The organism is Luteimonas galliterrae (genome assembly GCF_023374055.1).
Lineage (GTDB): Bacteria > Pseudomonadota > Gammaproteobacteria > Xanthomonadales > Xanthomonadaceae > Luteimonas_C > Luteimonas_C galliterrae.
This window is the reverse complement of sequence record NZ_JAMBEP010000001.1, coordinates 246,365-267,311: the sequence shown is the minus strand read 5'-3', so window position 1 is coordinate 267,311 and position 20,947 is coordinate 246,365. Positions and strand designations below refer to the sequence as shown.

General features: G+C 64.7%; 16 protein-coding genes and 2 tRNA genes. 7 read left to right on the top strand and 11 right to left on the bottom strand.

Annotation, left to right across the window (positions count from 1 at the left end; genetic code table 11):
* Positions 1-40: 40 nt before the first annotated feature.
* The 9 genes from M2650_RS01180 to M2650_RS01140 form a co-directional block, all read right to left on the bottom strand.
* Positions 41-117: transfer RNA gene (locus tag M2650_RS01180), tRNA-Arg, on the bottom strand.
* A 139-nt stretch (positions 118-256) separates the two neighbouring features.
* A tRNA-Ser gene (locus M2650_RS01175) sits at positions 257-349 on the bottom strand.
* Positions 350-400: 51 nt separating this feature from the next.
* Positions 401-631: a carbon storage regulator CsrA gene (gene csrA / locus M2650_RS01170; RefSeq protein WP_249470171.1), complete on the bottom strand. Its 231-nt coding sequence runs from the start codon at positions 629-631 to the stop codon at positions 401-403.
* Positions 632-784: 153 nt separating this feature from the next.
* On the bottom strand, positions 785-3,418 hold the full coding sequence (gene alaS / locus M2650_RS01165) for an alanine--tRNA ligase (RefSeq protein ID WP_249470169.1): 2,634 nt from the start codon (positions 3,416-3,418) through the stop codon (positions 785-787).
* 275 nt (positions 3,419-3,693) lie between these two features.
* A complete protein-coding gene (gene recX / locus M2650_RS01160; RefSeq protein ID WP_249470166.1) occupies positions 3,694-4,197 on the bottom strand; it encodes a recombination regulator RecX in 504 nt (167 codons plus the stop codon).
* A 76-nt stretch (positions 4,198-4,273) separates the two neighbouring features.
* Positions 4,274-5,314, bottom strand: coding sequence for a recombinase RecA (gene recA, locus M2650_RS01155; protein WP_249470163.1), 1,041 nt, complete (start codon positions 5,312-5,314; stop codon positions 4,274-4,276).
* A 178-nt stretch (positions 5,315-5,492) separates the two neighbouring features.
* Positions 5,493-6,134, bottom strand: coding sequence for a transcriptional repressor LexA (lexA, locus tag M2650_RS01150; protein ID WP_249470160.1), 642 nt, complete (start codon positions 6,132-6,134; stop codon positions 5,493-5,495).
* A gap of 81 nt (positions 6,135-6,215) precedes the next feature.
* The gene (locus M2650_RS01145; RefSeq protein ID WP_249470157.1) at positions 6,216-6,701 is read right to left on the bottom strand and encodes a CinA family protein; all 486 of its coding nucleotides are present in this window, start codon (positions 6,699-6,701) and stop codon (positions 6,216-6,218) included.
* A 222-nt stretch (positions 6,702-6,923) separates the two neighbouring features.
* Positions 6,924-9,533 (bottom strand): TonB-dependent receptor, encoded by a 2,610-nt coding sequence (locus M2650_RS01140; RefSeq protein WP_249470154.1) that lies wholly within the window; start codon positions 9,531-9,533, stop codon positions 6,924-6,926.
* Between the two features lie 218 nt (positions 9,534-9,751).
* On the opposite strand from M2650_RS01140, the gene mutS reads away from it, so the two are divergent.
* From mutS to katG, 4 genes are all read left to right on the top strand, one after another.
* Positions 9,752-12,331, top strand: coding sequence for a DNA mismatch repair protein MutS (gene mutS, locus M2650_RS01135; protein WP_249470150.1), 2,580 nt, complete (start codon positions 9,752-9,754; stop codon positions 12,329-12,331).
* A 436-nt stretch (positions 12,332-12,767) separates the two neighbouring features.
* Positions 12,768-13,478, top strand: coding sequence for a hypothetical protein (locus tag M2650_RS01130; RefSeq protein ID WP_249470147.1), 711 nt, complete (start codon positions 12,768-12,770; stop codon positions 13,476-13,478).
* A 51-nt stretch (positions 13,479-13,529) separates the two neighbouring features.
* Positions 13,530-14,168, top strand: coding sequence for a DUF937 domain-containing protein (locus M2650_RS01125; protein WP_249470144.1), 639 nt, complete (start codon positions 13,530-13,532; stop codon positions 14,166-14,168).
* A gap of 259 nt (positions 14,169-14,427) precedes the next feature.
* Positions 14,428-16,611, top strand: coding sequence for a catalase/peroxidase HPI (katG, locus tag M2650_RS01120; RefSeq protein WP_249470141.1), 2,184 nt, complete (start codon positions 14,428-14,430; stop codon positions 16,609-16,611).
* Between the two features lie 161 nt (positions 16,612-16,772).
* Here the strand turns inward: katG and M2650_RS01115 are convergent, their stop codons facing one another.
* Positions 16,773-18,203 (bottom strand): DHA2 family efflux MFS transporter permease subunit, encoded by a 1,431-nt coding sequence (locus M2650_RS01115; protein ID WP_249470138.1) that lies wholly within the window; start codon positions 18,201-18,203, stop codon positions 16,773-16,775.
* A 15-nt stretch (positions 18,204-18,218) separates the two neighbouring features.
* A complete protein-coding gene (locus M2650_RS01110) occupies positions 18,219-18,623 on the bottom strand; it encodes an RNA-binding S4 domain-containing protein (protein WP_249470135.1) in 405 nt (134 codons plus the stop codon).
* 531 nt (positions 18,624-19,154) lie between these two features.
* Here M2650_RS01110 and M2650_RS01105 point away from each other — a divergent pair.
* The 3 genes from M2650_RS01105 (at position 19,155) to M2650_RS01095 (ending at position 20,791) form a co-directional block, all read left to right on the top strand.
* Positions 19,155-19,697: an HNH endonuclease gene (locus tag M2650_RS01105; protein WP_249470132.1), complete on the top strand. Its 543-nt coding sequence runs from the start codon at positions 19,155-19,157 to the stop codon at positions 19,695-19,697.
* Between the two features lie 31 nt (positions 19,698-19,728).
* The gene (locus tag M2650_RS01100; RefSeq protein WP_249470129.1) at positions 19,729-20,253 is read left to right on the top strand and encodes a pYEATS domain-containing protein; all 525 of its coding nucleotides are present in this window, start codon (positions 19,729-19,731) and stop codon (positions 20,251-20,253) included.
* A gap of 73 nt (positions 20,254-20,326) precedes the next feature.
* Complete coding sequence (locus tag M2650_RS01095; RefSeq protein WP_249470126.1) at positions 20,327-20,791, top strand: hypothetical protein; 465 nt, start codon at positions 20,327-20,329, stop codon at positions 20,789-20,791.
* Positions 20,792-20,947 lie beyond the last annotated feature (156 nt).

The window sequence follows — 20,947 nt, the reverse complement described above, 5'->3', positions numbered from 1 at the left end:
AAAGAAGGCCAGCGATCGCTCGCTGGCCTTCTTTTTTGGATGGCGCGCCCGGAGAGATTCGAACTCCCGACCCCCAAGTTCGTAGCCTGGTGCTCTATCCAGCTGAGCTACGGGCGCAGAAGCGGAATTGTGCCGAATCGGACCGGTATCGGTCAATTCTTTTGGCACGGATTGCCAGCATTGCTGGCATGCATAACTGGCGGAGACGCCTTGGCGCAAGCCAAAGCCGGGAATCCATCAGTCGACACTTTGGAACTGGCGGAGACTGAGGGATTCGAACCCTCGATGGAGCTTTTGACCCCATACTCCCTTAGCAGGGGAGCCCCTTCGGCCTCTCGGGCAAGTCTCCGGGTTTCGTCGCGAGCCGGCGAAGGCTCGCGAAGGCCGCAAGGATACCGGTTCAGCCGGCCTGCGGTAAACCTTGCAGCGTCTGGGGCTCGGCGTCCTGCTCGGGCTTGACGTGGTCGTCGCCGCGCTGGATGCGCTGGTAGATCTCTTCGCGATGCACTGCGACGTCTTTGGGCGCAGTGATGCCGATGCGCACCTGATTGCCCTTCACGCCGAGGACGGTCACTGTGACCGAATCGCCGATCATGAGGGTTTCGCCAACACGGCGGGTCAAAATCAACATAAGAGGAAATCTCCGTAAGCCTGCAGCCAATCCGCAGGCGAGACGTTTTCGCTTGTTATTCGAACTAGTAGAAAACGCTTACAACTGATCAAAAACGTTAAGCATCATACAAACCGGCCTTTATGGCCGACAAGGACTAAAGTCATGCCCGATTCAGCGCAGGCGCTCGGCGACCCAGTCGCGGACGCCTGCCAGAGCGGTTGCCAGGGCCGGGACGTCGTCCCCGCCGCCTTGGGCCAGGTCGGGCCGGCCGCCGCCTTTGCCGCCGATCTGACCGGCGACGTGCGATAGGAGTTCCCCCGCCTTGACCTTGCCGGCGGCGCTGCCGCTGACGCCGGCCACCAGCGCCGCCTTGCCGTCGTTGGCGCCGGCCAGGACGATCACCGCATCGCCCAGCTGCTGCTTGAGGCGGTCGACCGCGTCGCGCAGCGCCTTGGCGTCGATGCCTTCCAGGCGCGAGGCCAGCACGCGCACGCCGCCGACATCCACGGCCGCGGCGGCCAGGTCCGAGGTCGCGCCCGAAGCGGCCTTGGCTTTCAAGGCTTCCAGTTCGCGCTCGAGCTTCTTCTGCCGCTCGGTGATCTGGCGGATCTTGTCGACCACGTCCTGAGCGCTGCCGCCCAACAGTTGCGCGGCTTCGTCCAGGCGGCGCTCCTCCTCGTCGATGTAGTCCAACGCGCCCTGTCCGGTCACGGCTTCGATGCGTCGCACGCCCGCCGAGACGCCGCCTTCGGAGACGATCTTGAACAGGCCGATGTCGCCGGTGCGGCCGACATGGGTGCCGCCGCACAACTCGGTCGAGGTGTCGCCCATGCGCAGCACGCGCACGCGCTCGCCGTATTTCTCGCCGAACAGCGCCATGGCGCCGAAGTCCAGCGCCTCCTGCATGGCCATGTGCCGCACCTCGGCCGCGTGGTTGCGGCGGATCTCGGCGTTTACCCGGCGTTCGATTTCGGCCAGTTCTTGGGCGGTGAGCGGCTGGAAATGGGAGAAATCGAAGCGCAGGCGGTCCGGCGCGACCAACGAGCCCTTCTGGGTCACGTGGGTGCCCAGCACGCCGCGCAGGGCCGCGTGCAGCAGATGGGTGGCCGAATGGTTGAGCACGGTGGCGGCGCGGCGTGCGGCGTCGACCGAGGCCACCACGTGGTCGCCGCGGCGCAGCGTGCCGGCCTGCAGCCGCCCGACGTGACCGTGGAACTGGCCGGCGAGCTTGAGCGTATCGCCCACGACGAAGCGCACGCCCTTTTCGTCCAGTTCGCCGGTGTCGCCGACCTGGCCGCCGCTTTCGGCGTAGAACGGGGTGCGGTCGAGGATGACGATGGCCTCGTCGCCGGCCTGGATGGCATCGACCGCGCGGCCGTCCTTCAGCAGCGCGACCACTTCCAGGCCGCCGGCGGTCAGCGAGTCGTAGCCGAGGAAGTCGGTGGGCTTGAGCTGCGCGACGAGTTCGGCCGGCAAGGTCACGCCGCCTGCGAACTTGCCCGAAGCGCGCGCGGTTTCGCGCTGCTGCGTCATGGCGGCGTCGAAGCCGGCCATGTCCACGGTCAGCCCGCGCTCGCGCGCGATGTCGGCGGTCAGGTCGACCGGGAAACCGTACGTGTCGTACAGACGGAACGCATCGGCACCGGGGATCACATCCTTGCTGCGTGCGGCGACGTCTTCGAAGATGCGCATGCCCGAGTCGAGCGTTTCGGCGAAGCGTTCTTCCTCGGCCTTGAGCGCGCGTTCGACCAGATCGCGCTTGGCGTTGAGTTCCGGATAAGCCCCGCCCATCGTCCGGTCGAGCGTGCCGACCAGCTTGTGGAAAAACGGCTCGCGCACGCCCAGCATCCAGCCATGGCGCAGCGCGCGGCGGATGATCCGGCGCAGCACGTAGCCGCGGCCTTCGTTGGACGGCAGCACGCCGTCGACGATCAGGAACGAGCAGGCGCGGATGTGGTCGGCGATCACACGCAGCGATTTGTTTTCCAGATCCGGCGTAGCGGTCAGCTCGGATGCCTTGCGGATCAGCGCCTGGAACAGGTCTATCTCGTAATTGCTGTGCACGTGCTGCAGCACGGCGGTCAGGCGCTCCAAGCCCATGCCGGTGTCGACGCACGGCGCCGGCAGCGGCTGCAGCGAGCCGTCGGGCTGGCGGTCGAACTGCATGAAGACCAGGTTCCAGATTTCGATGTAGCGGTCGCCGTCCTCGTCCGGCGAACCGGGCGGACCGCCGGCGATATGCTCGCCGTGGTCGTAGAAGATTTCGGTGCACGGGCCGCAGGGGCCGGTGTCGGCCATCTGCCAGAAATTGTCCGACGCGTAAGGTGCGCCCTTGTTGTCGCCGATACGCACGATGCGGTCGGCAGGCAGGCCGATCAGCTTGTGCCAGAGATCGTAGGCTTCGTCGTCGGTGTGATAGACGGTGACCAGCAACCTTTCCTTGGGCAGCTTCCAGACTTCGGTCAGCAGTTCCCAGGCCCAGGCGATGGCGTCCTTCTTGAAATAGTCGCCGAACGACCAATTGCCCAGCATTTCGAAGAAGGTGTGGTGGCGGGCGGTATAGCCGACCGAATCCAGGTCGTTGTGCTTGCCGCCCGCCCGCAGGCAACGTTGGACATCGGCCGCACGCACGTAACTGCGCTTCTCGGCGCCCAGGAACACGTCCTTGAACTGCACCATGCCCGAGTTGGTGAACAGCAGGGTCGGGTCGTTGCCCGGCACCAGCGGCGCGGACGGGACGATGGTGTGTCCTTTCTGGCGAAAGAAGTCGAGGAAATCGCTGCGGATTTCGGAAGTGGTCTTCATAAGGGCTGGCAATGGCTGGCGGGCGCCGTGCCGGCCCCGCTATGCCCTACAAGGTGCGGGCGCGGGGTCGAGCAGGCAACCCAATATGGCTAGGTTAACAGGCCAGGCGCCGGGCGTTCCCGCGAATGGGCGGATTTTGTCGCCTGCGCCCCCCGGTGCGCGGAGCGTCCGCTCTTCGTAGGAGCGGCTTTAGCCGCGAGCTTTCTGCCCGTCGGAGGGAAAGAGCTCGCGGCTAAAGCCGCTCCTACGAAGAGCAGATGGCGCGCGGCATTGGCTCAGAACGGATCGTCGGGATCGAAGCGGGTCGCGGCGCGGATGTGCTCGGCGGCGAAGCCGCGTCGGACCAGGAAATCGGCCGCCTTGCGCTGCACGTCCCGATCTTCGGTCACGCGTTCGCCGAAACGGCGGCGGACCAGATCGCGGGCCAGCGCGGCCCAGTCTTCGTCGAAACCGTCCATGGCCGAGGCGATCGCTTCGCGGTCCAGCCCATGCATGCCTAGTTCGGCCCGGATCCGGATCGGGCCGTAACCGCCGCCGGCGCGGCTGCGTACCAGGCTTTCGGCGAAGCGCGCATCGTCCTGCCAACCGTCTTTGGCCAACCGGTCGATCGCGGCTTGCGCCTGCGCCTGGTCGACGCCGCGCACGGCAAGCTTGCGGGTCAGTTCCTTGCGCGAATGCTCGCGACGGGTCAGCAAGCTCAGGGCGCGTTGGGTGGGCGTGGGCTCGGGCCGGAGCCTGCGCTTGCGTTCCGCCTTAGCGTTGTCGCCTGGATCGCTCAACCGCCCATTCCCGAAAAACCAAAAAAGAAGGACCCGCCTCCACCATCCTTGGAAGAGGCGAAGTCCACTGACGCTGTCAATCCTCGGCTTCTTCCTCGACCGCTTCGGCGGCCGCCGGAATCACCGCCGGCTTCAGTTTTTCGCGCAACGCGGCTTCCAGCTTGTTCGCCACCTGCGGGTTGTCCTTGAGGTACTGGCGGGCGTTCTCCTTGCCCTGGCCGATGCGCTCGTCGTCGTAGCTGAACCAGGCGCCGGCCTTGTCGACCAAGCGCGCATCCACGCCCATCTCGATCAATTCGCCTTCGCGGCTGATGCCCTCGCCGTACAGGATCTCGGTGATGACCTGCTTGAACGGCGGCGCCATCTTGTTCTTGACCACCTTGATGCGGGTCTGGTTGCCGATGACTTCTTCGCCCTTCTTGATCGCGCCGATGCGGCGGATATCGAGCCGGATCGAAGCGTAGAACTTGAGCGCGTTGCCGCCGGTGGTCACCTCGGGACTCTGGCCCGGCATCATCACGCCGATCTTCATGCGCAGCTGGTTGATGAAGATCACCATGCAGTTGCTGCGCTTGATGTTGCCGGTGAGCTTGCGCAGCGCCTGGCTCATCAGGCGCGCCTGCAGGCCCGGCAACTGGTCGCCCATCTCGCCTTCGATTTCGGCCTTGGGCGTCAGTGCGGCCACCGAGTCGACCACCACCATGTCCACGGCGTTGGAGCGCACCAGCATGTCGGCGATTTCCAGCGCCTGCTCGCCGGTGTCGGGCTGCGAGACCAGCATGTCGTCGATATTGACGCCCAGTTTCTGCGCGTAGATCGGGTCGAGCGCGTGTTCGGCGTCGATGAAGGCGGCGGTGCCCCCGGCCTTCTGGCATTGCGCGATGGTCTGCAGGGTCAGCGTGGTCTTGCCCGAGGATTCCGGACCATAGACTTCGACCACGCGGCCCTTTGGCAGGCCGCCGATGCCCAGCGCCAGGTCCAGCATCAGCGAACCGGTACCGATGGTTTCAGCCGCTTCCACGGGGCGGTCGCCCATGCGCATCACCGAGCCCTTGCCGAACTGCTTCTCGATCTGGGTCAGGGCGGCTGAGAGGGCGCGCTTTTTGTTCTCGTCCATCGTGGGTTTCCTCAAGGGTGGTCATCGGTTGAAAGGCAATCTAAAGGTCGGCGGTCGCAAAGGCTGAGACCTCGGCGCCGGCGATCAAAATTAGTTTGCGCAGAGGTCCGGCCGATACCGGCGGCGTCCCCGCCGACGGGTCGGACAATGCCTCGCTGCCCAGCCGGAATAAGCCTGCTCATCGATTAGGCCGCACCAGTCCGCAATACAGGCCTTCGATGGCGAAGTCCTGGTCCGGCTGCACGTCGATGGGGGAATAATCGGGATTGCGCGGCAGCAGGCGGATCCGGTCCTTGCCGAGTTTGAGCAGCTTGACAGTGATTTCGTCGTCGATGCGCGCCACCACGATCTGGCCCGAGCGCGCGTCGCGGGTGCGGTGCACGCCGATCAGATCGCCATGGAAGATGCCCTCGTCGCGCATCGAATCTCCCTTCACCTTGAGCAAGTAGTCCGGCGCCGGCGAGAAGAAATTGCGGTCGAGCAGCACGTAATCGTCGGAGCCGATATCGGCGCCGATCGGCACACCGGCCGCGACTTGGCCGAGCACCGGCAGGCGCACGGCATCGCTGGCGACATCGTCGAGAGCGAGTTCCCGCTGCGGCGCGACCGGCGGCTGCAATAGACGAATGCCTCGCGCGCGGCCGGGCACGCGCTCGATGGCGCCGGCCGCCTCCAACGCTTCCAGGTGGTACTGCGCGGCGCGAACGCCCTTGAAGCCCAGGGCACGGGCGATTTCGGTCTGCGACGGCGGCATCCCGTCGGCCTCGATGCGCTCGGCGATCAGGGCCAGGATGGCTTGCTGGTTTTCGCTCAGTTCCATGGTTAGTAGTATTACTACTAACGATTCGTGCGGTCAATAGCCCGGCTTACGTAACCCGGGTATCGCTTCGCTCCACCCGGGCTACATCAGGCCTCGCAGCGCCGCCGCTACCGTTTGCCGCCGCACCGCTTCGCGGTCGCCGTCGAAATGGAACAGCTCGGCCTTGGGATAGCCGCCGCGGCGCTTCCACGCGATCCAGACGGTGCCGACCGGCTTGTCCTCGGTGCCGCCGCCCGGTCCGGCGATGCCGGTGACCGCCACCGCCACGCTGGCGCCGGAATTGACCAGCGCGCCGGAGACCATTTCGATCACGGTCTCGCGGCTGACCGCGCCGTGCGTTTCCAGTGTCTGCGGGCGCACGCCCAGCAGCGCCTGCTTGGCTTCGTAGCTGTAGGCGGCCATGCCGCAGTCGAACCAATCGGAGCTGCCGGCGATGTCGGTGACGGTTTTCGCGATCCAGCCGCCAGTGCAGCTTTCTGCCGTGACCAAATGATCGTGGTCGGCGCGCAGGCGTTGGCCCAGCGCGTCGGCGAGCGCGCGAAGGTCGGCGTCGGAGTAAGCGGTCACGGCAGGCATCCGGGCGAAAGTTGGATTCTGCTACGGATGCGCGGGTTTGTGGGAGCGGCTCTGTGGGTGCGGCTCTTGTGGGAGCGGCTTCAGCCGCGAGCTTTTCGGCCAAGACAATCGATGAATCAAGAGCTCGCGGCTGAAGCCGCTCCCACAAAAAAGCCGCCGCCGCAAAAAAGAACGGCGGCCGCGGGGCCGCCGTTCGCTATGGGGCGGTGAGAATCAGTAGCTGAAGCGGAATGTCATGCCATACGTGCGCGGCGCGCCAAGGAAGGCGTTGTAGGAATTGAACGGGTTGCCCGGCGCGGGCGAAACGTTCTGCAGCGGCGCATCGAAGCCGACCTGCGCGTATTCCTCGTCGGTCAGGTTCAAAGCCCACAGCTCCACCATCCAGCGCTTGTTGCTGGCGCCGAAACCGACGCGCGCGTTGACGATGGTGTAGGCGTCCTGCATCTTTTCCGGATCCAAATCCGAGCCGGTGTTGTAGTCGGACATGTACTTGGCGCCGAGGTTGAAGCGCGCCATCAGCGAATTGGCGAACTCCCATTCGTAGGTGACGGCCGCCGTGGCCGACCAGTACGGCGCGAAGCTGACCTGGCTGCCGGGCAGCTTGTACAGGTTGCCGGCCGGGGCGACGAAGTCCGCAGTCGGCGCCTCGTCGCCGTAGCGCGTGTCGGCGTACATCAGGCCGCCTTGCAGCAGCAGGCCCTTGTTCGCCTGCCACAGCAGTTCGGTGTCGACGCCCTTGGAAATCACTTCCGGGATCGAACGCACCACGAAGCTGGTGCCGAGGAAGCTGTTGAGCTGGAAATCCTCGTACTTCTGGTAGAACAGCGAGCCGTTGAGCAGCAGGTTGCCGCCGAGCCAGGTGGTCTTGGTGCCGAGCTCGTAGCTGTCGACGAATTCGCCGGGGAACGAGGTGTCGTTGACCGGAATCAGGCCGTCGGTGCCGATGGACAGGCCGTTGTTGGATTGCACGCGGTCCAGGTTGAAACCGCCGGCCTTGTAGCCGCGCGCCACCGAGCCGTAGGCCATCACCTGATCGTTCCAGCGATACGCGGCCTTGAGCGTGCCGGACCACTCTTTCTCTTCGCGTTCCTGATGCGTGGCGCGGCCGTCGTGCGCGATGTTGGCCCACGGCAGGCAACTGAAGCCGACGATACGGCTGATCAAGGCCTGCTGCTGCGCCGGCGGCAGGTTCGCGAAGGGCACGCCGCGCGTGGTCAACGCCGTGGCCAGGCGGCCGATCGCCTCCGGGCTGATCTGCCCGTTCGGGCCGAAGTAGGAGCGGCAACCCGGGCTGCCGTTGGGATTGCTGTAGCGCGAATCCAATTCCTTGTCTTCGGTGGTGTAACGCAAGCCGAGGGTCAGGTCGAGGCCTTCGGTGGCATGCCAGGTGTTGTTGGTGAACAACGCGAAGCTCTTCGCGTTCTGCTTGTATTTGTCGTTGGCGCCGAAACCGGCGAACACCGTGCCGGGCGCCACGCCGGTGACGTCGGACAGGAACAGCGGCGCGGTCGGCGATCCGCCCAGCGCCGGGTTGATCAGCGACAGCAACGCGATCGACAGATAAGGTTCGTAGGCGCTGCCGATGCGGTAGGTCTCGTTGCGCTCCAGGTCCTCGTCGGAATAGAACGCGCCGAACATCCAGTCGACCTTCTCGGTCGCGCCGGTCAGGCGGAATTCCTGGGTGAAGGTTTCGAAGCCGGTGAACGACTCGTCCTTCTTGGCGTCGCGGTACAGCAGATCGGCGCTGGAGAAATCGAAATCCAGGCCGTTGATCGAGCCCCAGTCGCGCCAAGCGGTGATCGAAGTCAAGGTGGCGCCGTCGAACCACGGCGTGTTCCAGTTGACCTCCGCCGACAGGCCCTTGTCCTTGATGTCCTGCTCGGTGCTGCGGTTGCTCCACGCCTGGCGCGCGTACGGGTCGGCCACCGGCGCCACGCCTTCGTCCGGCGACAGTGCGTTGATGATGTCGCCGGTGCGGCCGCGGGTGGTGGTCACGCCGGTGCAGCAGTTCTCCTCGCGGCTGGTGAAGTCGGCGATGAAGTTGATGTCCAGGTCGTCGTTGGGCTCGATCAGCAGCTGGCCGCGCAGCGAATGGTAGTTCTGGTCGAAGTCGTCCTTCTCCCGGCGCGGGCCGGCGCCGGTGTGCACGTCGATGAAGCCGTCGCGCTCGCGTTGCGTGGCGTACACGCGGAACGCGGCCTTTTCGCCCAGCGGCGAATTGAACGCGCCGCTGACGCCGAGCGCGCCGTAGTTGCCGGCGGTCAGTTCGGCTTCGACGCTGGTTTCGTAATTGGGGCGGCGGGTGATCACGTTGATCACGCCGGCCGACGTGTTCTTGCCGAACACGGTGCCCTGCGGGCCCTTCAGCACTTCGATCCGCTCGATCTCGCCCAGGTCGCCGAAGCCGACGCCGTTGCGCGGCCGGTAGACGCCGTCGATCACCACGCCCACCGACGACTCCAGGCCGGCGTTGTCGCCGACGGTGCCGATGCCGCGGATGCGGGCGACGGTCTGCGCCTCGCTTTGGGTGCTGGTCACGGTCAGGCCGGGCACCAGCATGGACATATCCTTGACGTCGCGCACGCCGGTGTCCTGCAGTTGCTGCTGCGACAGCGTGGTGACGGTGATCGGCACGTCCTGCAACTGCTCTTCGCGCTTCTGCGCGGTGACCGTGATCGTGCCCAGCGTCTTGGGCTCGTCCTGGTCGGCGTTGTCCGTAGGCGCCGTTGGGGCGTCCTGCGCGAGTACCGATAACGGCAACGGGACGAGCACGGAAAGGACCGCGAGCGTCAGCAAATTGCGCCGCAGAGTCGATGCCTTCATGGATGGGTCCCCTCAAGTTGGTGAGTACGCGCGTAAGACGGCGAACGGGCCGGCATGTGGACAGCCGGGCGCTGCGCGGATCCCGCTTACCGGTGGTGGGGGAACCCCGGCAGCTTTCCCTGCGGATCTGCGAAGCGCGGAAACGGTACCACACCCGGAGCGGCCGGGCAGCCTGCAATCAGGCAAACTAGCCAGCCCGCGACAAGCCCCAGGAACGCATGTCCACCGCTGCGCAACACACGCCTTTGATGCGCCAGTTTTTCGCCGCGAAGGCCGAGCATCCGGACGTGCTGCTGTTCTTCCGCATGGGCGATTTCTACGAGCTGTTCTACGACGACGCGCGCAAGGCGGCGCGGCTGCTGGATATCACCCTGACCCAGCGCGGCAATTCCGCGGGCCAGCCGATCCCGATGGCCGGCGTGCCGCACCATGCGGCCGAAAGCTATCTGGCGCGCTTGGTGGCGTTGGGCGAATCGGTGGCGATCTGCGAGCAGATCGGCGACCCGGCTGCCAGCAAGGGCCTGGTCGAACGCAAGGTGGTGCGCATCGTCACGCCCGGCACCGTGACCGACGAAGCGTTGCTCAGCGAGCGCCGCGACACCCTGCTGATGGCGCTGTCGCGCAACAAACACGGCTATGGACTGGCCTGGGCCGACCTGGCCGGCGGCCGTTTCCTGGCTAACGAAGTCGTGGGCGAAGACGCGCTCGAAGCCGAACTGTCGCGCCTGGAGCCGGCCGAATTGCTGTTGCCCGACGAAGACGGCTGGCCCGCGTTCGTGACCGCGCGCAACGGCTTGCGGCGGCGCGCGCCCTGGCTGTTCGACGCCGACAACGGCCGCCGGCAGCTGCTGCAATTCTTCAACTTGCACGATCTGTCCGCCTTCGGCCTGGAAGACGGCGTATTCGGTAAGAGCGGGCTGGCGATCGCCGCCGCCAGCGCCCTGCTCGGCTACGTCGAGGAAACCCAGAAGCAGCGCCTGCCGCACTTGACCGCGATCGCCATCGAAGCCAGCGACGGCGCGATCGCGATGAACGCCGCCACGCGCCGGCACCTGGAACTGGATACGCGCGTCGACGGCGACACGCGCAACACCCTGCTCGGCGTGCTCGACACGACGATCGCGCCGATGGGCGGCCGCCTGTTGCGCCGATGGCTGCACCGGCCGTTGCGCGACCGCCGCGTGATCGGCGAACGCCACCATGCGGTCGCGACGCTGATCGAACACGGCGCGGAACGGCCGCTGCGCGAACATTTCCGCGGCCTGGGCGACCTGGAGCGGATCCTGTCGCGGATCGCGCTGCGCTCGGCGCGGCCGCGCGACCTGAGCACGCTGCGCGACGGCCTGGCGATGCTGCCCGCGCTGCGCGCCCTGCTCGACCCGCTCGATTCGCCGCGATTGCGCACGCTGTCCGCCGAACTCGGCGAACACGCCGCCGAAGCCGTCCTGCTCGGGCAGGCCCTGGTCGAACAGCCGCCGGTGCTGGCCCGCGACGGCGGCGTCTTCGCAAAGGGCTACGACGCCGAACTGGACGAATTGCGCGAGCTGTCCACGAACGCCGACCGGTTCCTGGTGGACCTGGAGCAGCGCGAACGCGAGAACAGCGGCATACCGACGCTGAAAGTCGGCTACAACCGCGTCCACGGCTATTACATCGAGATCAGCAAGGGCCAGTCCGCGCGCGCGCCGACGCACTACACGCGACGGCAAACGCTGACCGGCGCCGAACGCTACATCACCGAAGAGCTGAAAACCTTCGAAGACAAGGTGCTGTCGGCGCGCGAACGCTCGCTGTCGCGGGAAAAACTGCTGTACGACGGCCTGCTCGACGCGTTGAACGGGCGCTTGGAACCGTTGAAGCGCTGCGCCGCCGCGTTGAGCGAACTCGATGTGCTCGCCTGTTTCGCCGAACGCGCGCAGCAGCTCGACTGGTCGGCGCCGCAATTGCGCGACGAACCGGGGCTGGAGATCGAACGCGGCCGCCATCCCGTCGTCGAAGCCGTGCGCGAGGAACCGTTCACGCCCAACGACCTGGCGTTCGACGACGAGCGCCGCATGCTGGTGATCACCGGCCCCAACATGGGCGGCAAGTCGACCTATATGCGCCAGAACGCGCTGATCGTGCTGCTCGCGCACATCGGCAGCTTCGTGCCGGCGGCGAAGGCGATCCTCGGCCCCATCGACCGCATCCTGACCCGCATCGGCGCCGGCGACGACTTGGCGCGAGGGCAATCCACTTTCATGGTCGAAATGGCCGAGACCAGCTACATCTTGCATCACGCCACCGAGCGATCGCTGGTGCTGATGGACGAGATCGGCCGCGGCACCTCCACCTACGACGGTTTGGCGCTGGCCGATGCGGTCGCGCGGCACCTGGCCGGCGTCAACCGCTGCTACACCCTGTTCGCCACGCACTATTTCGAACTGACCGCTCTGGCGGAGCCCAATAGCGGCATCGCCAATGTGCATTTGGATGCCGTCGAGCACGACGATGCGCTGGTGTTCATGCACGCTGTGAAGGACGGCCCCGCCGATCGCAGCTTCGGCCTGCAGGTCGCCGCGCTCGCTGGCCTGCCCAAATCGGTGGTGCGGCAGGCGCGCGGCCGGCTGGCCGAGCTGGAACGACGCGGCGACTCGCCCAAACCGTCGATGGCGCCCGCCGCGTTGGACATGCCGCAGCAGATCGGCTTGTTCACGCCCGCCTCCGCCGCGCTCGATGCGCTCGCCTCGATCGACCCCGACGAGCTGACGCCGAAACAAGCCCTGGAAGCGCTGTACCGTTTGAAAGCGTTGCAGTGAGCTCACGCCGGCGCAACCGTAGCCCGGGTGGAGCGTAGCGATACCCGGGGCTCTTGCTGCGAGAGCCATGGAGCGTCCCGGGTATCGCCTGCGGCTCCACCCGGGCTACGTCGCCTTGTCGAGCATGGCGTAAATCCTCCCCGGCCCTCCTTTTTCAAAGGAGGGAGAACAGCAGATCGCAGCGCCCTCTTTTTCGAGGAGAGCAGCAGTTCTCGGCGCCCTCTTTATTTCGAAGAAGGGAGGCGGCAATACGCAACGATCGAACCCAAACCCGGAACTCCCCCTTTGAAAAAGGGGGACCAAAGGGGGATTTACGCCATGTTCGATCTGCCTCGAACCCCGCCGGCCCTGAACTTTCGCCGCTCCAGCCAATCGAAGCCGATCGCCAGCCGCGCAGCGGCCGGCGCATGACCCTTGCATCCACCGGAGAGCAACGATGCCACTGACCGCCAGACACTACCGCCTCGCCGGCGCCGCCCTGTGCGTCTTCATGGCCGCGCAAATCTTCCAAGCGTTGTGCTTCATCTTCTGGTTTCCGGAAACGCAGGCGGCAGCCGAGGATTTCGCAGTGCGCACCGGCCTGCTCGATCGCACTCGCGCGCTCGCGGTGTTGTTCTCCATCGCGGGACTGGCGGTGACGTATGCGGTGTTCGCGCTGGACCGTTTCGCCAAGGCGCCGCTGGCGTCGCTATTGGCTTTCACCTTCACCATGTTCTTCGTCGTATTCGAATTCCTCCACCGCGGCCTGGATTTCGTGATGGTCAGCCAACAGTGGGCGAACGCGTACGCCGCCGAACCGGCGCTGCGCGGCGTGCTCGCGCAACGGCACGAACTCTGGGGATCTTTCACCGGCGCGATCTATTTCCCGTTGATGCTGTCCGGGCTCGTCGCCTGGACCTGTTTCGCGATCGCCACCTGGAACGCGGGCCCCGGCTGGCTGCGGCTGGCATCCATCGCCTTCGCCCTCAACGCCTTGCGCACGCTGGGCCGGCTGCTGGGCAACTACACCGGCGTGGAATGGTTCGACTTTCTGGACAGTTTCGCGCTGTACCTGGTGCTGGTGTTCCTGATCAACGGCATGCTGGCGATATGGCTGTTCCGCCGCGCGGCGATGGCGGAAAAACCGCCGGCCTTGTCGATTTCGTAACAATGCCGAGCCTAACGTGCTGGCTCCACACACCGCGAGCGAGCCACGGCCATGAACGCACAACCTTCCCTCACCCAGGATCTCGCCTCGCAATTGCAAGGAGCCCCGCTGCAGCAGATCGCGCAGCAGTTGGGCATCGATTCGTCGCAAGCCAACGCTGCCGTCGGCGCCGCGCTGCCGCTGCTGATGGGCGCGCTGGGCCGCAACGCCAGCCAGCCGCAAGGCGCCGAGGCCCTGTTCGGCGCGCTGCAGCGCGATCACAACGGTTTGGACCTCGGGAGCGTGCTCGGTTCGGTGCTCGGCGGCGGCGGCCAGGGCCAGCAGATCCTCGGCCACGTATTGGGCGATCGCGAACCGCGTGCGCAACAGGCCTTGGGCCAGGCTACCGGCCTGGGCGGCGACAAGGTCAACATGCTGCTGCGATGGCTGGCGCCGATCGTCATGGCCTATCTGGCCAAGCGCATGTTCGAAAACCGTCAGGGCGCTGCGACCGCGGGCAACGGCGACGCTTCGCCGCAAGTGCTGGGCCAGATCCTCGGTCGGGAACGGCAACAGATCGGCCAACAAGCCGGCGGCGCGGGCGGCAGCGTGTTGGGTGCCGTACTCGACAAGGATGGCGATGGCGACGTCGACCTGTCGGACCTGATGAAGGTCGGCCAATCGGTCCTCGGCGGCCTCCCACGCGCGTAAGGGTTTGCTTTTCCCTCTCCCCTTTGCGGGAGAGGGACAGGCCGAAGGCCAGGGAGAGGGGCCGGCTTTTCGCCTCCGTAGCCCGGGTGGAGCCGAAGGCGATACCCGGGAACAGGACGCGACTCCATCCCGGGAATTGCCTTCGGCTCTACCCGGGTTGCCGATAGCTTTCCCCTATCGAAAACTTCGCATCATTCAATTTCATAAACGTCCCGCCCGGACGTACGCTCCTTCCATCCCACCCCGCAGAGCGCCAGCCATGAACAAGCCAGAGACTGCACAGCCCAAATGCCCGTTCGTCCACGGCCGGGGTACCGGTAACCGCGATTGGTGGCCCAACCAGCTCGACATCAGCGTGCTCCACCAGAACACGCCCGACTCCAATCCAATGGGCGTCGACTTCGACTACGCGAAAGAATTCGACAGCCTCGATCTCGACGCCGTGGTCAAAGACCTGCACGCGCTGATGACCGATTCGCAGGAATGGTGGCCCGCCGATTACGGCCACTACGGCCCGTTCTTCATCCGCATGACCTGGCACGCCGCGGGCACCTACCGCGTCGGCGACGGCCGCGGCGGCGGCGGTCGCGGCCAGCAGCGCTTCGCTCCGCTCAACAGCTGGCCGGACAATGGCAATCTCGACAAGGCGCGCCGCCTGTTGTGGCCGATCAAGCAGAAGTACGGCCGCAAGATTTCCTGGGCCGACCTGATGATCCTCACCGGCAACGTCGCGCTGGAATCGATGGGCTTCAAGACCTGGGGCTTCGGCGGCGGCCGCGCCGATTCCTGGGAACCGGAGAATCACATCGACTGGGGCCAGGAAAAAACCTGGCTGGGCGACGAACGCTACGCCAACGACAACCGCGAACTCGACGGCCACCTCGCCGCCGTGCAAATGGGCTTGATCTACGTCAACCCGGAAGGCCCGAATGGCAATCCCGATCCGGCCAAAGCCGCGATCGACATCCGCCACACCTTCGCGCGCATGGCGATGAACGACGAGGAGACCGTCGCCTTAATCGCCGGCGGCCACACCTTCGGCAAGGCGCACGGCGCCGGTCCGGTGCACCACGTCGGCAAGGAACCCGAGGGTTCCGACATTGAGCATCAAGGCCTGGGTTGGGCGAACAGCTTCGAAACCGGCATGGCCGGCCACACCATCACCAGCGGCCTGGAAGGCGCGTGGACGCCGACGCCGACCAAGTGGGACAACAGCTTCTTCGACACGCTCTTCGGCCACGAATGGGAGCTGACCAAGAGCCCGGCCGGCGCCCACCAGTGGAAGCCGAAGGACAGCGCCAGCGCCGACGCAGTGCCGGACGCGCACGATCCGAAGAAGAAGCATCCGCCGATGATGCTCACCACCGACCTTGCGCTGCGCGTGGATCCGGCGTACGAAAAGATCTCGCGCTTCTACCATCAGAACCCGGACAAGTTCGCCGAGGCGTTCGCCAAGGCCTGGTACAAGCTCCTGCACCGCGACATGGGCCCGCTCCCGCTCCATCGCGGCAAGCTGTCGCCGAAGGAGCCGCTGATCTGGCAGGACCCGATTCCCGCAGTCGATCATCCGCTGATCGATGGCGGCGACATCGCCGAATTGAAGAAGAAACTCCTCGCCTCGGGCCTGTCCGTATCGCAGCTCGCGTCCACGGCCTGGGCCTCCGCATCGACCTTCCGCGGTTCCGACAAGCGCGGCGGCGCGAACGGCGCGCGCATCCGCCTGGCGCCGCAGAAGGATTGGGAAGCGAATAATCCGGCCGAACTGGCGAAGGTGCTGGCCAAGCTCGAGCAGATCCAGAAGGATTTCAACGCATCCGCCGCGGGCGGCAAGAAAGTGTCGCTGGCGGACCTGATCGTGCTCGGCGGCGCGGCGGCGGTCGAAAAAGCCGCGAAGGATGCCGGCCACGACATCGCCGTGCCCTTCGCGCCCGGCCGCATGGACGCGTCGCAGGAGCAGACCGAAGTCGAATCGTTCGCCTACCTCGAGCCCAAGGCCGACGGCTTCCGCAACTATCTGCGCACGCCGAACAAGATCGCGCCGGAAGCGTTGCTGGTGGACCGCGCGCAACTGCTCACGCTCTCGGCGCCGGAAATGACCGTGCTGGTCGGCGGCCTGCGCGTACTGGGCGTGGGCGAGCCCGAGCACGGCGTGCTCACGGCGCGTCCGGGAACGCTGAGCAACGATTATTTCGTCAACCTGCTCGACATGGGCACGAAGTGGAAAGGCGTGGATGGCCGCGAAGGCGTATTCGAAGGCCGCGATCGCAAGACCGACAAGGTCAAATGGACCGCCACGCGCGCCGACCTGGTGTTCGGTTCGCATTCGCAGCTGCGCGCGTTGGCCGAGGTCTACGCCGCCGCCGACGCGAAAGAGAAGTTCGTCAAGGACTTCGTGGCGGCGTGGGACAAGGTGATGAATCTGGATCGCTTCGATCTGAAGTGATCGGCCCGACCGAGTCGAGAAATCAAGACGCCGGCCCGCGCCGGCGTCTTTTTTGGTAGAGCGGGATTTTCGTGGGAGCGGCTTCAGCCGCGAGCTTTTTTGGGAAAGACCACTATTAGATCGAAAGCTCGCGGCTGAAGCCGCTCCCACAAAAACTCGCGCTACGTCGCCGGCCGCTGCTCGACCTTCGGCTCCGCGATTTCCTGCCCGGGCTGCGCATGCCCCGCCATCTCGGCGCCGGCATTGCGCGGCAACCGCCACATCATCCAGGCCGAACTGGCCGACAGCAGCCCCACCACCGCGAACGCGACGTAGAAATTGTGCACGTCGGTCGACGGCCGGTGCGCGACCAGCCCGACGATCTCCAGCACATAGCCCGCGATCGCCACGCCCATGCTCAACGACAATTGCTGCATCATCCCGGCCAGGCTGCTCGCCTGCCCCATCTTCGGCGAATCCACTTCCGCATAGCTGATCGCGTTCAAGCTGGTGAATTGCAGCGAACGGAAGCAGCCGCTGATCAGCAGCGTGCAAATGATGAAGACATGCGGCGTGGTCGGTCGGAACAGACCGAAGCCGCAGAGCATGGCCGAGGCGATCAACGCGTTGAACACCAGCACGTTGCGGAATCCGTAACGCTTGAGCACATTGGCGGCGATCGTCTTCATGAACATCGCGCCGACCGCCGACACGAAGGTCAGCATGCCCGATTCCACCGGCGTCAATCCGAAACCCAGCTGCAGCATCAGCGGCAGCAGGAACGGCGTGGCGCCGACGCCGATCCGGAACAACGAACCGCCGAGCACACCGGCGCGATACGTCGCCAGGCGGAACAAGCCCAGATCGAGCAGCGGATGCGGATGGCGCCGCGCGTGCCACGCATAGGCGATCAAAGCCGCTGTGCCGATGGCGAGCGCGCCTATGGACAGCGGCGCGGAGACCAGATGCCGGCCCATCGTCGAGAATCCGAACATCGCCAGCGCGAGGCCTACGCCGGTAAGCAGGAATCCGATCCAATCGAGAGGCACGCTCGGTTCGCGTATGTCGGGAATGAAACGCTTGGCCAGCACGATGCCGAGCACGCCGATCGGCAGGTTGATCAGGAAAATCCAGCGCCAATCGAAATAAGTCGTGATGAAACCGCCCAACGGCGGCCCGACCACCGGCCCGATCAGCGCCGGAATCGTCAGCCAGCTCAAAGCCTGCACGAGTTCGCTTTTCGGCACCGTGCGCAGCAACACCAGTCGGCCGACCGGCACCATCAGCGCGCCGCCCATGCCTTGCAGGAAGCGCGCGGCGACCATCGTTTCCAGCGACACGCTCGCCGCGCACGCGACCGAACCGAGCAGGAACACGCCGATCGCGGTCATGAACGTGGGCCGCGCGCCGAAACGGTCGGCGACCCAGCCGCTGATCGGGATGAACACCGCCAGCGCCAGCATGTACGTGGTCAACGCGAGTTTCAGCGCGATCGGATCGGTCGCCAGATCCTCGGCGATCGCCGGCAGCGAGGTCGAGATCACGGTCGAGTCCATGTTCTCGATGAACAAGGCGCAGGCCACGATCAGGGGCAGCAGCCGGCCGGACTTCATGCGGCCGCTGCCCGTTTACAGTGCATCGATGTCGCCCAGCGCGCGGATCAGTTTGCGCGCGCGCTTGTCGGGTTTGGTTTCCGGCGGTTTGTAGCCGGCGCGCGCGGCCGCGGCTTCGGCGCGTTTGGCCAATCGCGCGGTCTTCGATTCTTCCGACTCCCGGTACAGGGTCTGCGCGACTTTGGCGGGCCCGCGGTTAACGCTGACCGCCAGCACCTCCACCCGGAACGTCTCGTCCCCGCGCACGACCACGAGCGCATCGCCCTCCCGCACGACCCGCGACGCCTTCGCCCGCTGGCCCGCGACCTCGATCTTGCCGGTCTCGATCGCCTGCTTGGCCAGGCTCCGCGTCTTGAAGAAGCGCGCGGCCCAGAGCCAGATGTCCAGCCTGACTTCTGTGGCGCCCGGGGTGCCTTCCATTACAACTTCGACCTCGCTCCGAATTCGGGCGACACCATACCCTACCGCACCCGTAAATGGCGTCTAATATCCGATATCGGGGTGGATTCGCCCTATAAACAATAGTTAGGCCCCACATGAAAGAACTCGCGCTTCTCATAGTCGCAATGACTATTTCTGCCTGTTCAACCTCTCAAGTGAGTGGTCTTCCGTCGCTTTGCGGATCCGGGACGACCGAGCAGTGGCAGGTAGCGGCTGCCCCACCGCCGGATGCCGATCGTCTTAGGGTGCTTGCGGATTCAAGTCCCAACTTTCCTGCTGGCCGGTTGGACTATGCTGTGGAGCAGTGGTTCGTTGCCCCTCCCGGCAAGCACATGCTTTGCCGCAAAGAGAAAAGTTCTTGCATGGGTGAGTGGTGGCAGTTTCAAGTCACTGATGGCAGGCCGGTCATAGCCAAGCAGGACGCATGGATATGCGTCACGGGTGTGTGGCCTAACAATTCATTCAAGCCGAACCCGCTTCGCGGGTCGGCTTAATTCAGGCGTTAGCGCCATGAAAGGTACTCAGCACTTCTCGCGCATGAACTACAACGTACGCCGCGGCCTTCGCGAGATTGTCGCTCCAGATCACCGCGTTTCTAAGCAAGAGTGGGCACTTGTGCTCACCGAGTTTGGTGGCACTTGCGCATACTGCGGCGCCACTGCATCAGCTGAGAATCGCGGCATAGTTCCTGACCATCTCGTGGCAGTTACTGATTTTGGAGAGCTAGTACCCGGAAACATCGTCCCCGCCTGCCAGACCTGCAATGACTCTCGCGGCAACAAGCCCTGGCGCGAGTTCCTTGCCGGCAGATTTCCGGCAGATGCAGCCGGCCGGATTAAACGCATCGAGCAGTACATCGCGGTGCATAACTATTCCCCGCGTAGCCCAGAATCATCCCTCACTCCCGATGAGCTAGTCCAGTACAACGGCCTGGTTGTGGAGTGGGAGTTCTTCTTGGCAAAGGCCCAAGAGCTTCAGTCCAAGGTCGCCCAACGGCGATCGCTGGCAGCTAACAATTCATTCAAGCCGAAGTCGCTTCGCGGCTCGGCTTAATTCAGGCGTTAGACCGCACAGGGAGCGTTTCATGGACTTGATCATTGCACTTGTCTGGCCTGCATTTATCGGCGCGGTTCTATGGTGGTTGCGCGCCGACATACCACGCCTGTTTAGCGCACTCGTAGATCGAGTAGAAAAAGGGGATCCGGCGGAGGCTTTCGGCGTCAAGCTCGGCGTGTCGCATCCTAAGCTTCCGACCGAGACACCAGTCGCGCCGCTTCCCGCACCGAAGTCACCTGCAAAGGCAGACCCTGGCCCACCTCACGAGATCTACCTGCTGCACAAGTACACACGGGACAAGTCGCTGGATAAGAACGGCCGCAGGTACTATCGGCTCAACATCTGGATTGAGGCAGATGGCATTGACCTAGGCACAATCAGTTCCGTGACCTATCACCTGCACGAAACCTTTGATAATCCTCTTCGCGTCGTATCGGATCACTCGACCGCCTTTGAGCTGACCACGGCGGCTTGGGGATCGTTCCTGCTGTTTGCAGACATCACCTTCAAGGATGGAACCATGTGGCGAATCGAACGCTATTTGAATTTCTAGGGTGCTATCTAACAATTCATTCAAGCCGAAGGCGCTTCGCGGGTCGGCTTAATTCAGGCGTTGGCCCCTAAACATGAAATCAGCAACCGCAACCATATTGATGCTCCTCCTCCTGCCCTTGGCTTCCCTCGAAGCGAAAACCGTTACCACAGACATTCAGAAGCCACTGGAGCCCTTCGAAGCAATTCAGCTTGCCGCAGCAGATCCGGTAAACGGAGTAACTGGCCAATTCGAGCTGACCATCCGGGGCTCCGGAAGCGATCGGGCTCATGTCTACTTCAATTCAGAACGAGACTACCGAGATCAACGCTGCTTGACCCTAAGAATGACGCGCGGAAATGCCGTCGCATTGATCGAAGCACTCGGACTTCAGAACCGCGACGAACTAATCGGCAGACGTATCCGCGTAGAAGGCACAGCCAAACGTGAGCGCGTTGATTTTACAAGTGGGAAGCGCCGGACTGGGCTCTATTACTATCAGACCCATGTGTACGTTGATGACCCGAGCAAAGTGCGCCTGGTTGAGACCGGGAGCTAATAATTCACTCAAGCCGAACCCGCTTCGCGGGTCGGCTTAATTCAGGCGTTAGAACTCACGGGAGATGCAGCATGTCTGTGCCTTGGCCAGCAATAATCTCAGCCCTGCCAACACTGGTCGACGCGGCTACTCGGTTGTTCAAGAGAACGCAAAAGC